Origin of the sequence: Acidovorax sp. Leaf73, assembly GCF_916855635.1 — a bacterium.
GTDB classification, from domain to species: domain Bacteria; phylum Pseudomonadota; class Gammaproteobacteria; order Burkholderiales; family Burkholderiaceae_C; genus Acidovorax; species Acidovorax facilis.
In genome coordinates this window covers 247086-259400 of the sequence record NZ_CAKASI010000004.1, presented here as the reverse complement: position 1 = coordinate 259400, position 12315 = coordinate 247086, and the positions used below count along the sequence as shown (strand labels likewise).

16 protein-coding genes are annotated in these 12315 nt (G+C 65.6%); 6 read left to right on the top strand and 10 right to left on the bottom strand.

All coding sequences use genetic code 11. The features are described 5' to 3' along the window. Positions 1-11 precede the first annotated feature (11 nt). From LPA35_RS14455 to LPA35_RS14440, 4 genes are read right to left on the bottom strand one after another with little or no spacing between them, the layout of a single operon-like run. Complete coding sequence (locus LPA35_RS14455; RefSeq protein WP_176888203.1) at positions 12-485, bottom strand: DoxX family protein; 474 nt, start codon at positions 483-485, stop codon at positions 12-14. Further along, positions 485-1267 (bottom strand): DNA-binding domain-containing protein, encoded by a 783-nt coding sequence (locus LPA35_RS14450; RefSeq protein WP_228897448.1) that lies wholly within the window; start codon positions 1265-1267, stop codon positions 485-487. Before LPA35_RS14450 ends, LPA35_RS14455 begins: the two co-directional genes overlap by 1 nt. Continuing rightward, positions 1258-2109, bottom strand: a complete 852-nt coding sequence (locus LPA35_RS14445; RefSeq protein WP_228897447.1) for a DUF692 domain-containing protein — start codon at positions 2107-2109, stop codon at positions 1258-1260. The genes LPA35_RS14450 and LPA35_RS14445 overlap by 10 nt, the downstream gene beginning before the upstream one ends. Positions 2110-2112: 3 nt before the next feature. Then, on the bottom strand, positions 2113-2406 hold the full coding sequence (locus tag LPA35_RS14440) for a DUF2282 domain-containing protein (protein ID WP_121507643.1): 294 nt from the start codon (positions 2404-2406) through the stop codon (positions 2113-2115). Positions 2407-2618: 212 nt separating this feature from the next. Between LPA35_RS14440 and LPA35_RS14435 the strand changes: the two genes are divergently transcribed. Together LPA35_RS14435 and LPA35_RS14430 are read left to right on the top strand one after the other, a co-directional pair. Then, positions 2619-3164 carry a sigma-70 family RNA polymerase sigma factor gene (locus tag LPA35_RS14435; RefSeq protein ID WP_228897446.1) on the top strand — a complete coding sequence of 182 codons (546 nt, stop codon included), beginning with the start codon at positions 2619-2621 and terminating at the stop codon, positions 3162-3164. Next, positions 3161-3802, top strand: a complete 642-nt coding sequence (locus LPA35_RS14430) for an NrsF family protein (RefSeq protein WP_121422194.1) — start codon at positions 3161-3163, stop codon at positions 3800-3802. The genes LPA35_RS14435 and LPA35_RS14430 overlap by 4 nt, the downstream gene beginning before the upstream one ends. A 35-nt stretch (positions 3803-3837) precedes the next feature. On the opposite strand, the gene LPA35_RS14425 is transcribed toward LPA35_RS14430, so the two are convergent. After that, positions 3838-4296, bottom strand: a complete 459-nt coding sequence (locus LPA35_RS14425) for a GNAT family N-acetyltransferase (RefSeq protein WP_176888209.1) — start codon at positions 4294-4296, stop codon at positions 3838-3840. A 129-nt stretch (positions 4297-4425) separates the two neighbouring features. Continuing rightward, positions 4426-5667 carry a multifunctional CCA addition/repair protein gene (locus LPA35_RS14420; protein WP_228897445.1) on the bottom strand — a complete coding sequence of 414 codons (1242 nt, stop codon included), beginning with the start codon at positions 5665-5667 and terminating at the stop codon, positions 4426-4428. A gap of 45 nt (positions 5668-5712) precedes the next feature. On the opposite strand from LPA35_RS14420, the gene LPA35_RS14415 reads away from it, so the two are divergent. Next, complete coding sequence (locus LPA35_RS14415; RefSeq protein WP_228897444.1) at positions 5713-6168, top strand: hypothetical protein; 456 nt, start codon at positions 5713-5715, stop codon at positions 6166-6168. 79 nt (positions 6169-6247) lie between these two features. Beyond that, positions 6248-6706 carry a hypothetical protein gene (locus LPA35_RS14410; RefSeq protein ID WP_228897443.1) on the top strand — a complete coding sequence of 153 codons (459 nt, stop codon included), beginning with the start codon at positions 6248-6250 and terminating at the stop codon, positions 6704-6706. 44 nt (positions 6707-6750) lie between these two features. Here LPA35_RS14410 and LPA35_RS14405 read toward each other — a convergent pair whose 3' ends face one another. The 3 genes from LPA35_RS14405 to LPA35_RS14395 all read right to left on the bottom strand — a co-directional run bounded on the left by LPA35_RS14405 (position 6751) and on the right by LPA35_RS14395 (position 8459). Then, a complete protein-coding gene (locus LPA35_RS14405) occupies positions 6751-7059 on the bottom strand; it encodes an NIPSNAP family protein (protein ID WP_228897442.1) in 309 nt (102 codons plus the stop codon). Between the two features lie 8 nt (positions 7060-7067). Next, positions 7068-7760, bottom strand: coding sequence for a glutathione S-transferase family protein (locus LPA35_RS14400; RefSeq protein ID WP_228897441.1), 693 nt, complete (start codon positions 7758-7760; stop codon positions 7068-7070). A gap of 126 nt (positions 7761-7886) precedes the next feature. Continuing rightward, positions 7887-8459 (bottom strand): 5-formyltetrahydrofolate cyclo-ligase, encoded by a 573-nt coding sequence (locus LPA35_RS14395; protein WP_121422201.1) that lies wholly within the window; start codon positions 8457-8459, stop codon positions 7887-7889. 14 nt (positions 8460-8473) lie between these two features. Between LPA35_RS14395 and LPA35_RS14390 the strand changes: the two genes are divergently transcribed. Together LPA35_RS14390 and LPA35_RS14385 are read left to right on the top strand one after the other, a co-directional pair. Next, complete coding sequence (locus tag LPA35_RS14390) at positions 8474-10459, top strand: lytic transglycosylase domain-containing protein (RefSeq protein WP_228897440.1); 1986 nt, start codon at positions 8474-8476, stop codon at positions 10457-10459. A 91-nt stretch (positions 10460-10550) separates the two neighbouring features. Then, positions 10551-11150 carry a DUF4124 domain-containing protein gene (locus tag LPA35_RS14385; protein ID WP_228897439.1) on the top strand — a complete coding sequence of 200 codons (600 nt, stop codon included), beginning with the start codon at positions 10551-10553 and terminating at the stop codon, positions 11148-11150. Positions 11151-11286: 136 nt separating this feature from the next. On the opposite strand, the gene LPA35_RS14380 is transcribed toward LPA35_RS14385, so the two are convergent. After that, entirely contained in the window at positions 11287-12219 is a 933-nt protein-coding gene (locus LPA35_RS14380; RefSeq protein ID WP_228897438.1) for an MBL fold metallo-hydrolase, read from the bottom strand. Positions 12220-12315 lie beyond the last annotated feature (96 nt).

Here is a 12315-nt window from a genome sequence, read left to right as displayed (position 1 = left end):
AGACAGGCGCCTCAACGAATTCCGAGTGCCCGGTCCAGTGACACGTTGCCTGCGCCGCGCCCCACCAGGTACAGCATCAGCCCCGCCCATGACAGGTGCGTGGGCCAGGCATCGGGGTACACGAACACCTGGATGACCAGCGTCATGCCCAGCAAGGCCAGGGCCGACAGGCGCGTGAGCAGGCCCAGCACCAGAAGAACAGGGAACAGATGCTCTGCCACGGTGGCCATCTGCGCCGCCAGCTCGGGTGGCAGCAGGGGCAGCTTGTACTCGTCGCGGAACAGCGCATAGGCGCTGTCGGAGATGGTGAACCACCCCTCGACTTTGGTGCGCGCTGAAAGCCAGAAGATGCCTGCAATTGCCACGCGGTTGACCATCGCCAGCAGGCTGTGCGGGGTGAGCGAGGTGGCTGCATCGGCCAGGCGCGCCAACAGCTTGCGCTGGCCTTTGGCGGGTGCAGTGGGGAAATGTGTGCTGGTGGTCATCAGGGGCTCCTTGGCCTCGGGGTGAATTGGTGTGAGTCGGTGGGTATCAATGCACCTGCGTCCAGCAGGGTGCCCATCAGGGCCGCAAAGTCTGCGGTGGGCTCGGCCGCAAGGGCTGAAGTGGCGGCGGCCTCCAGCGTCTGGCCTTGGGCACAGGCGTCCAAAAAGGCCACTCCGGCGCGCGACAGTGGGCGCCACGTCACGGGTGCGTGGGGCCGGGTGAGCAAGGCCCCATCGCCGGTCCAGTCCAGCGGCTCTGTGGGGAGCAGACCTTCGCGGTGGCTCTGCCACAACGCGTAGGCGGGATGCTCGTCGCACCAGGCCCAGCGTGCGGCGGGGTGGGGGCGCAGTTGCACCAGAGGCAATGTATCGGGCGCCTGCTGTGCCAGCCAGTTGCGGTCCACAGCGGTGGCGTCTGCCGCCAGATGGCATTCAGTCCAGCCGCGGTCCAGGCGCGCCACGGCCGGCAGATAAGGCAGCTCGGCCGCTGGTGCAAAACCGGCCAGAAAGTCAGCAAACCCCGCGCCGTAGTCCATCAGCAGTCCGTCAACCGGCGGCTGCGTGCGGGCGTACACCGCCGCAGCGGCGCGGAGCCAGTCTTCGCCCACCAGCTGGCACACCGTGGGGTAGCTGGCCTGCAGGGCATCAATGCAGCCCTTGAGCACGGTGTTGCGGTACACGGCAAAGCCGGGCTGGGATTCCAGCGCAGACAGCCACGGTGAGTGCTCGGCATGGCCGAACAACGCGGCAGAGAAGCCGTCCTGGAATGCGCTCAGCTGCATGCTGCCTCCTCGGGCTGCGCCGCTGTGAGCGCGTTGTGGGCCTTGTCGCGCTCGGCCAGCAGTTCGCTGAAGGCGGGCAGATTGTCGTCGCGTTCGATGAGGGTGGGCACGGGGCCTGTGCGCGCGATCACCTGCCCGTACAGCGCCCACACCGCCGGGGCGATGGACGCGTCGTGGCTGTCGATCAGCAGGGCATCGCCATGCACCGGGTCGGCATGGTGGCCCGCCAGGTGGATTTCGGCCACGGCGTGCAGGGGAAAGGCGTCGAGGTAGGTCTGCGCGTCAAAGCCCAGGTTGTTGGCACTGACGTACACGTTGTTCACGTCCAGCAGCAGGGCGCAGCCAGTCCGCTGCACCAGCTCGGTCAGAAATTCGGTCTCAAGCCAGTCGTGGCCGTCGATGTGCAGGTAGTGCGTGGGGTTCTCGATGGCGATGGGGCGCTGCAGCGCATCCTGCGTTCGGGCGATGTTGTCTACGATGCGGTGCAAGGCGGCCTGCGTGCGCGGAAACGGCAGCAGGTCGGGCAGGTACTGCCCGCGCCACTTGGACCATGCCAAGTGCTCCGAGATGATGACTGGCTCCACCCGCCTTGCAAGGGCTGCCAGTCGCGCCAGGTGTGCCGCGTCGGGCGGAGTATCGGCAGCAAGCGACAGCGATACGCCGTGCAGCGCCACGGGGTGGCGAGCGCGGATGGCCTCCAGCCAGGCCAGGCGGGGGCCACCCTCGGCCAGATAGTTTTCGGGGTGCACCTCCCACCACAGACCCGTGGCGGTGCAGTGCAGCGCCTCGTCATAGTGCTGGGGCTTGAGGCCCAGGCCAGCGGTGAGAGGGCACAGGGCCATCGGTCAGGCCTTGATGGGGGTGAGCGAGCCCATGCCCTTGGGCGTCTTGATGGTGGCGCAGGTGCCTGCGGGCACAAACTTCCAGGCGTTGCCCTGGTAGTCCACCTTGGCGGAGCCCGCACAGGTGGTGCCGGGGCCGGCAGCGCAGTCGTTCTTGCCAGCCATCGAGACGCCGTAGCACTTCTCCATGGCGGGTTTGGCGCCGTCCATGGGGGCGGAGGTGGTTTGGGCCATGGCGGCGCCAGAGGTCAGGGCTACAAGGGCAAGGGCGCCGAGGCTGAGGGTGCGAGTGGTCATGGTACGGTTCTCCGAGGGTTGGGTCAGGGTTGAATCCGATCGGGGTGCAGCGAGAGGCCGCGTTGAACTGCCCGATCTGCGTTGTAATTCGCGCAGCGCAACTTGCGGGTTACAGCGCTGTACGAAAAATTTCGGAGCGGCATGGCGAAACATTTTTTGCGATGCCTGTAACCCAATGGCTCCGGCATACGAATTTCTTGCAGGGAGACACCATGGAGAGTGTGGAAGAACGCCTGCGCGGCTTGTTGATGCAGGGGCTGGATGCCGACGCAGCCGCCTACCAGCGCTTTTTGAAAGAGCTGAGCGCCCACCTGCGCGCCTTTTTGCGCCGCCGCCTTGCGCAGCGGCCCGATGAGGTGGAAGACCTGGTGCAGGAGACGCTGCTGGCGGTGCACAACCAGCGCCACACCTACCGGCCCGAGATGCCGGTGACGGCCTGGGTGCACGCGATTGCGCGCTACAAGCTCATCGACTGGTTGCGCTCGCATGAAGTCAAAGAGGGGCGCAACGACCCGCTGGACGATGCCGACGAGTTGTTTGCCCGCAGCGACAGCGAGGCCGCCGAAGCCCGGCGGGACCTGGGGCAGTTGCTGCGCACGCTGCCCGACAAGCAACGGCTGCCGATTGAGTATGTGAAATTGGAAGGTTTGTCGGTGGTCGAGACGGCGCGCCTCACGGGGCTGTCGGAGTCGGCTGTCAAAGTCGGCGTGCACCGGGGGCTCAAGGCCCTGGCCGCCAAGATCAGGGGAATGGCATGAAAACCGATGAATTGATCCACTTGCTGGCCACCGATGACCGGCCGGTGCAGCGCAACGCGATAGAGCAGCGCTTTGTGGTGGCCGCACTGGCGGGCATTGCCGGCGCCGGGGTGCTAATGCTGTCCCTGTTCGGTCTGCGCCCAGATCTGCTGGCCACCATGGCGCTGCCCATGTTCTGGGGCAAGCTGGTGTTTGCCGCCGCGCTCGCTGCTGCCGGGCTGGCGCTGCTGCGCCGCATGGCCCGCCCTGGCATGGCGCTGGGCCACGCAGCCCTGTGGCTGGCCGTACCGCCGCTGGTGCTGTGGGCCATGGCCTTGTGGGCGTTGTCGCAGGTGTCCGCCGCAGAGCGCATGCCGCTCATCCTGGGCAGCACCTGGCGCACCTGCCCGTTCAATATCGCGGCGCTGTCGGTGCCGGCATTTGTTGCAGGCTTTTGGGCCCTCAAGGGCGCTGCCCCCACGCGCCTGGTGTGGACGGGTGCGGGCGCTGGTTTGCTGGCGGGTGCGCTGGGCGCCTTGGTGTACGCCCTGCATTGCCCCGAAATGGCCACGCCCTTCCTGGCTGTCTGGTATGTGGCGGGCATGGCCATCCCGACTGCGCTGGGGGCGGTGCTGGGGCCGCGCCTGCTGCGCTGGTGAGGGGGCGCGGCAAGTGTGCCAAGCGCCCTGGTGGTTCAGGCGCTGACGCGTTTGTTGTAGGCTCGGAAAACCGTGTCCAGCGTCCAGCCCAGCGATTCGTAGAGGGACTGCGCGGTGGTGTTGGTGTGTGCTGTGGTCAGGTCCATGCGCACCTTTCCATGGGTGCGGGCCGTGGCTTCTGCTGCCATCAGCAAGCTGCGCCCGGCGCCTGTCTTGCGGGCGGCGGGGGCCACGAACAGGTCGTACAGCGTGTAGATAGGGGCGGCCTCCACCGAGCAGAACGTGGGGTATAGCTGGCAAAAGCCTACCGCCGTTTGCGACGCATCCAGCGCCAGCAGGATCACCGACTCTTCACGCTCTAACCGCTCCGCGATGAAGGCCTTCGCTCCGGCCAGGTCTGGCGCCTGCTCGTAGAACTGCCGGTAGGCATCAAACAGCGGCGCGACGGTGTCAGCGTCGGCCGGGGTGGCAAGGCGGATGTGAACAGTGGTCATGGAGACGTTGGGATGGCTGTGCGGGCGCGAAACTGCACCAGGGTTTTGCAAGGCTGTACCCCGGATGGAATACAGGCGGACGCGGATTGTAGGAGGGGCTGTCCGCGTCTTGGGCGGTGGTGTGCAGGGTCAGGCAACGTGCAGCCACTGCGCCACCGCTTCCACCCGCGCCTGGTGGATCAACGCACCCACCTGCGGCCCAGCCACGCCCTTGGCCGCCGCCTGCGCTGCAATGTCGCGCGTGACCACCGACTGCACGGCCGCCAGCACAGCCGCCAGCCGCTGGCGCTGCGGGTAGGCGGATTCTTCAAACCCCAGCCGTCCGCGCGCATCGCATTCGCAGGCCAACAGGATGTCGGCGAACCGCTCGGGCTTGCGAATGGCGTCGCAGCGCTCCAGCAGGCGCACCAGCGCGGCGGCCGAGAGGTCGCCGCTGCGGTGGATGTGGCCGTGCTCGCGGGCCACCACATCGGCCGTCTCGCGGCAGTCCACGGGCACGCGCAGGCGCTCGGCCACGTCTTTCAGCAGCTCCGCACTGCGCTCCTCATGCCCGATGTGGCGCGGCAGCATATCGGCGGCCGTGGTGCCCTTGCCCAGGTCATGCACCAGGCAGGCAAACCTCACGGGGAGTGGCGCCTGCAGCCGGGCCGCCATGTCCAGCACCATCATCAGGTGCACGCCCGTATCCACCTCGGGGTGGTACTCGGCCCGCTGGGGCACGCCCCACAGGCGCGCCGCTTCGGGCAACAGCACCTGCAGCGCGCCGCACTCGCGCAGCACCTCGAACATTCGCGAAGGCTTTTCTTCCATCAGGCCCCGCGCCAGCTCCTGCCACACGCGCTCGGCCACCAGGTGGTCCACCTCGCCATGCGCCACCATCTCGCGCATCAGTTGCATCGTCTCGGGCGCCACCGTGAAGTCGGTGAACCGCGCTGCAAACCGCGCCACGCGCAGAATGCGCACCGGGTCTTCGCGGAAGGCGTCGGTCACATGGCGCAGCACCCGCGCCTCGATGTCTTTGGCGCCAGAATATGGGTCAAAAATGCCTCCAGCGCTTGTCCCATAAGCGTTAGTAGCTATTGCATTGATAGTGAGGTCGCGGCGGGAAAGGTCTTCTTCCAGCGTCACGTCGGGCGAGCTTTCCACCACAAAGCCCCGGTAGCCCCGCCCACTCTTGCGCTCGGTGCGTGCCAGTGCATATTCCTCGCGTGTCTCGGGATGCAAAAACACCGGGAAGTCTCGGCCCACGGGCAGGTAGCCCAGCTCCAGCATCTGCTCGGGCGTGGCACCTACCACCACCCAGTCGTGGTCATTCACCGGCCGGCCCAGCAGCTTGTCGCGGACCGCGCCGCCCACCATGTAGATTTGCATCGGTGTAGTTTAGGACGAGCCCTCGGTCGTATATTCCAGCCCACCATGTCCCTATCGTCCGAACTCACCATTGCCCAGCTCAACCCCGACGGCAGCGTGCCCGTGCCCACGGCGCCCGACGCAGCGGCCAACGCCGCCGCAGAAGCCCTGCGGCGCGAGGCACAGTTCGAAGCCCTCAAGGCCAAGGTGGACGACCTGCAAGAGATCCTGGCCAAGCCGCTCAATGAAATCCTGGCCGACCGCGACAAGTTCAAGGAAGCGATGGCCGCGTGGGATGCCTTCGGCGCCATGTGGATGCTGTCACAGCGCGCCATGAAGCGCGTGGCGCTGGATCTGGCTGCGCAGCAGGGTGTGAGCGACGAAGAGGTGGTAGCACGTGCGCTCGCCTATGCCAACCAAGTGCTGAACGCGGAGGAGGAAGACCTGGGCGGCACCATTGCCCCGGCGCAGTTGGCGCACATTGCGCGGCACAAGGCGTTCTTGCGCAAGCAGTTCCGATAGCTCGTTGTTGGAGGTCTGGACGAACTGATCAGCGTTCTGTCTGTGAGGTGATGGACGTGCAATGAAAGGAGTGCGAGCTATGAAAAAACGTGTGACGGTTTTCACCTTTGCCTTGTCGGCTTTGCTGATGGGAGCCGCTCTTTGGCCGTACGCTCCTCCATTTGAAACGCTTACGGCGGAGAGCGCGACAGTTAGGGTGAAGCACCCGGGGCCAGTGGTTCAGGAGGCCGTCTTTCAGACTGCCTCGGGCTCGGAGGTTTCCTGCAAGAGGGGAAAGTCGGGCAGGTGCCCTATCGAACAATTGGTCAGGATGGAGGCGCGTCAAGCGCAACTCACTGTTTGGCACGATGGTGCGCGCGTGTTCCAGATCGCCGACAAGGAGCGGATCCTCTATCCATACGAAGCTGTCTACGATGGCCGCGCATTTCTATTCGCGATCGCAGCCATTGTCGCGCTGGTGGGATTGGGCCAGATGGCGATTCACATTGGCTGGGCTAACGAATATGACGATGAAGGCAAGCTGATCGTGCGCGAATAGACAGAGTCCTCGCGCTGGGCTTCCTACTGACCCGACCTGAAGTCTTAGTTGAACACCGGCCTGAAAAAACTCCGCTCGTAGCTCGCGATGCACCCCGTCTCCTCGGCGTAGCGGAACGCTGCCTGGCACTCCGCGTCCTGCATCGACTGCTGGCGGTACACCTCGTAGGCCGCGAGGCTCTCAAACGTGAACAGCGCCAGCGCGATGTTGTTGGCGCCCTCGCTGGGCATGAAGTAGCCGTGGTGCTGGCCGCCGAACTTCTCGACCAGTGGAATCCACAGCCTGCCGTAGTGCTCGAACTCCTTGAGCTTGCTGGTGTTGAGCACGTAGCGCAGGTAGATGGTGACAGCCATGGCGATGCTCAACCCTCGGTATGGCGCAGGCGGTACGGCTCTTCGAAGTCCAGAAAGTCCTTCTCGGCCAGGGCTTCGTCGATCCAGGCTTTCACGCCGGGCAGTGCGCGCACGCGGTCTACATAGGCCTTGATGGGGGTGGGTACGGGCAGGGCATAAGAGTGCAGGCGCATGCACACGGGGGCAAAGTAGGCGTCGGCCACGGTGAACTCGCCAAACAGCAGGGGGCCGCCGTGCTCCTGCAGCAGTGCACTCCACATCTCTACCAGGCGCTGCACGTCGGCGCGCACGCCGGCTTTGTCGCGCCAGATCAGCGCGCCGGCATCGGCCAGATTCGCCTCAATGTTCATGGGGCAGTTGCCGCGCAGGGCGGTGAAGCCGCTGTGCATCTCGGCGCAGACGCTGCGTGCGCGTGCGCGGGCCTTGGCGTCCGCGGGCCAGAGCTTCTTGTCGGGGTGGGTTTCGGCCACGTATTCGGCAATCGCCAGGGTGTCCCAGACGACCAGATCGCCATCGACCAGTGCAGGCACCTTTCCCGTGGGGCTCACGGGGCTCATCACACGCTTGAACTCCGAATCGGCGTCAAAGCTGTCGAAGCGCACGCGCACTTCTTCAAACGCAATGCCCGCCTGCTTGAGCAGCACCCAGGGGCGCATGGACCATGAGGAGTAGTTCTTGTTGCCGATGTAGAGCTTGAACATGGGGACACCTGAAAAATGAAGGTCAGCCCGCCATGCTAGCGGCTGCGCGATGCGCCAGCGATGCCAAAAAAGGTCTGAATGATGCGCAGCGCGCATCACCGGGCCCCGAGGAGCCGGTCTGGCCGGTCAGACAGGCCAGACTACCCCGTTGTCGTTCAGGATGGCATCGAGCGGCAGGTCGAACTCCTCAGGCTCGAAATCATCCAGATAGCCATGGGTGAAGCCCAGACCCACGGTGAACGGCTTGGGCTGCAGCGTGGCCAGCGTGCGGTCGTAAAACCCACCGCCATAGCCCAGCCGGTAGCCACCCGGCGCGTAGCCCACGCACGGAACAAACAGCAGCGTGGGCACGATGACCTCAGTGTCCTTGGGCTTGGGGATGCCGTAGGCGTCTTCTTCCATGGGACAGCCGGGGTACCAGGCGTGGAAGGTGAGGGTCTTGTGCTGCTTGTTGACCACGGGCAGGCCGATGCGGCGGCGCAGGGGCTCGTCCAGCAACTCGCCGTCTTCCTTCCAGCGGTGCAGGGCGGGCAGGGGGTCAAACTCGCCCTTGATGGGCCAGTAGGCACCAATCACCGTATCGGGCCGGTTCACCAGCCAGATGCGCATCACCTGCTGTAACAGGTCGGCCCGCTGTAGGCGGTCCGGCAGGTTGAGGCGTTCTTCTATCAATGCGCGCCGAAGGGCTGCTTTGTCCATCAGATAATTCCCCCATGCAATTTCTCAGAGCGATTCTGACACCCCTTGTGGCCGCCACCCTGCTGGCTGCTACCGCGCCCCTTGTCATGGCGCAAAACCGTGGTGACGATACCCTGCTGGAGATGCAGCAGGCGTTCCGCAAGGGCGACCGCAACAAGCTCGCGCAGCTGCTGCCTGCGGCACGCGGCCATGCGCTGGAGCCCTGGGCTGCCTACTGGGAGCTGCGCGTGCGTCTTGGCGAGGCCTCGCCACAGGAGATCCAGTCCTTTATGCAGCGCTACGCCGGCACCTACCAGGAAGACCGCCTGCGCAACGACTGGCTGCTGCTGCTGGGTCAGCGCCGCGACTGGAGCCAGTTTGCCGAGCAGCACCCGAGCTACCGCATGTCGGACGACAAGGAAGTGCGCTGCTACGCCCTGCTGATCGACCAGATCAAGGGTACGGCACCAGCCACCGTGGCCGAGGACGTGCGCAGCAACTGGTATGCGATCCGCGACGCCGACGATGGCTGCACCCACGCCGCGCGCGAGCTGTATGGCTACAAGAAGCTCTCGGCCCTGGATGTGTGGCGCAAGGCCCGCCTGGGCGTGGAGGCCAACCGGCCCCGCGTGGTGCGCACGGCGGTCGAAATCGTCTCGCCGGAATCGCTGCCGCAACTCAAGGATGTGCTCGATGCGCCCAGCAAATACCTGCTCTCGCGCGCCACTGCCGCTGGCAAGGCCCGGCAGGAACTGGTGCTGCTCGCCCTGTTGAAGCTGGCCACCAGCGACCCGGACAGCGCGGCCTACCAGCTGGAGAACAAATGGGGCGTGCACCTCTCTGCCGAAGAGCGCAACTGGGCCTGGGGCGTGATTGGCAAGACCGCCGCGCAGAAGCTGGCCAGCAACGCCCATGGCTACTTTGCCAATGTGACCAAGGACAGCGACCTCAACGACGACCTGCTGGGCTGGAAGGTGCGTGCCGCCCTGCGCGCTGGCCAGTGGAAGGCCGTGGGCAAGGCGGTGGACGCCATGGGCCCTGAAGGCCGCCAGGACAGCACCTGGGTGTACTGGAAGGCGCGCTCGCTGCTGGCGGGCCGCGTGAGCGATGCCGAACGCGCCGAAGCACGGCAACTGCTCGAAGGCATTGCCGGAACGCGCGGCTTCTATGAGCAGCTGGCGCTCGAAGAGCTGGGCCAGCGCATCACCACGCCGCCCGCGCCCGCGCCCCTCACCGCCGAAGAAAAGGCCGCCGCTCGCGCCAACCCGGGGCTCAACCGCGCCCTGTACGCCATCCTGCTGGGCCTGCGCAGCGAAGGCGTGCGCGAGTGGAACTACACCACCAACCTGCACCAAAGCGGCGGCATGCCCGACCGCGAACTGCTGGCCGCTGCCGACTTTGCCTGCCAGCGCGAGGTGTGGGACCGCTGCATCAACACCAGCGAGCGCACCAAGAGCGTCGTGGACGTTACGCAGCGCTTTCCCACCCCCTTCCGCAGCGCGGTGGTGGAGCGTGCCAATGGCATCGGCCTGGACCCGGCCTACGTGTACGGCCTGATCCGCCAGGAAAGCCGCTTCATCATGGATGCGCGCTCGCACGTGGGCGCCTCGGGCCTCATGCAGGTGATGCCCGCCACCGCGCGCTGGACGGCCAAGAAGATCGGTCTGAACGGTTTCACGGCCGACCAGATCAATGACCGCGACACCAACATCACCATCGGCACGGCCTACCTCAAGCTCGCGCTGGACGACTTTGCGGGTTCCATGCCCATGGCCGCGGCCGCCTACAACGCTGGCCCCGGCCGCCCGCGCAGCTGGCGCAACGGCCCGGTGCTGGACGCCGCCATCTGGGCCGAGAACGTGCCGTTTGCCGAGACGCGTGACTACGTGAAGAAAGTGCTGTCCAACACCACCAACTACGCGGCCATGCTCACCGGCCAGCCCCAGTCGCTCAAGAGCCGCCTGGGCACGATCGGCCCGCGCGATGCGGCGTTGCCAGAGGTGAACAAGGATTTGCCTTGATGGGCCGGTGGTTGCTATAAATAGAAGAGCTGCTGGCGCTTATCAGATAAGCGCTAGGGCCTATTTTTGCCAATATTTGGAGGGGTAAGCCATGGGAAAACTGGGTTGGGTGGCCATGGTCGCCCTGGCGATGGCTTTGGGCGCAGCAGCGCAGGCGCAGCCGGTGTACAAGTGGGTCGATGCCGACGGCAAAACCCATTACGGATCGCAGCCGCCGCCTACCTCACAGGATGCCGAGCCGATGAAGCTGCAGAACAACAACGGTACCAGTGGCAGCGGTGGGGCAGGCAGCAAGGGCAGTGCCTCTTCTGCTGGCAAGTCGGCGGGTGCCACCCAGTTCAACCCCGACGGCACCAAGAAGATTCCGAAAGACGTTCAGGAATTTGGCGAGGGGCTGAAGAAGGCCCTGGGCACGGTGGACGGCAAGCAAGTGCCGCTCAACTGCGCCACCGCCGTGGACAACATCCACTACCAAGCCGACCTCATGCTGGAAGTGGGCCAGAAGAACGTGCGCGACGGTTACATGGCCCAGGCGGACTTTGACAAGGCGGCACCCAAGATCCGTGAAGCCAAGGGCAAATACAGCGTATCGGACTGCCAGGGCGCATCGGGCAACAAGAAGGCGTTCTACCAGTGCATGTCCAGCAGCAACAACCATGTGACGGGGTGCGACAAGCAGCACAAGCATTGAAGCCGTGCCGAGGCGCTGTGTGCCGTCCCCCAAGAGGGACGCCTGCAGCGGCCCGGTCAAGGGCGTGCCTGGCGGCACTGACTGAGGTACGTTGCTGCGTTCATCGGGGATGCCAAGGTCCGGGCGGACGTCGTATCTATGCGTTGTGCAGCATGTCGCCTTGGCGGGTGGCCGCACCGGACCGCACCAGTTCGTCGCTCAGGCTGCCAAGCCATTCAACCTCGGCCTGATCGGCAAAGTGGCGCTCGCGCAGCATGCCGAAGTAGGGCGTGGCCTGCGCCCATGCAGCCAGGTCCTGGAGGCTGATCTGCTGCCATTCCAACAGCTTGTACTTGAGCAGCACCTTGGCCGCATAGAGCGCATGTTTGCCCGGGTTGCGCACAAAACCGTCCAGGCGGCGGCGTGCGCCATCGATGGCACGGGGCGCATCGACAAACACCGGCCCGTGGCCGGGGATCACGACCTGGGGCGATAGCTGCTCGATCACATCCAGCGTTGCGGCCACCTGGGCGAACGCGTCTTCGCCTTCCAGCTCGGGAAACACCACGCCAAAGCCGTTTTCCCACAGCGCATCGGCCGAGATCAGCACACGGCCCTGGGGCTCGAACAACACCACCGAATGCGGATCGTGCCCCGGCGCGGCATGCACCTGCCAGGGCTTGTCGCCCAGCAGTACGCAGGAGTCGGGCACCAGCAGCGTGTCGGCCCGAAAGGGTGGGCATTCCTGGCCCGTCGGTGTGTAGCTGAGCGCATAGGCATCCCACTGGCGCACATGGTCGGCCTGGCCGGGTGGAATGGCCGTGAGCACGCCGGGCCAGGCCTTTTGCAGCGCGGCATTGCCGCCGCAGTGGTCGCTGTGCAGGTGGGTGTTGAGCAGGCGGTCCAGCCTGCGGCCCGCGAGAGCATCGCGCACCAGCTCCACGGTTTGCTCGGCATGGCTGCAATAGCCGGTGTCCACGATGGCCGTGTCGTGGTGGCCGATGAAGAGGATGTTGTTGGCCGACAGCCAGCCGCGTTCGAGAACGGTGATTTCAGGGGGCAGGAGATCGTGGGGCGCTGTGGTGGGCATGGGTGCAGGAATTCGGGGCATCGGTGGCGGGCATCAACGCCGCGCCGTGGGCTGCTGCCCAGCGTACCGCAGGTCGCGCCTGCCCGAAGTCCTCCA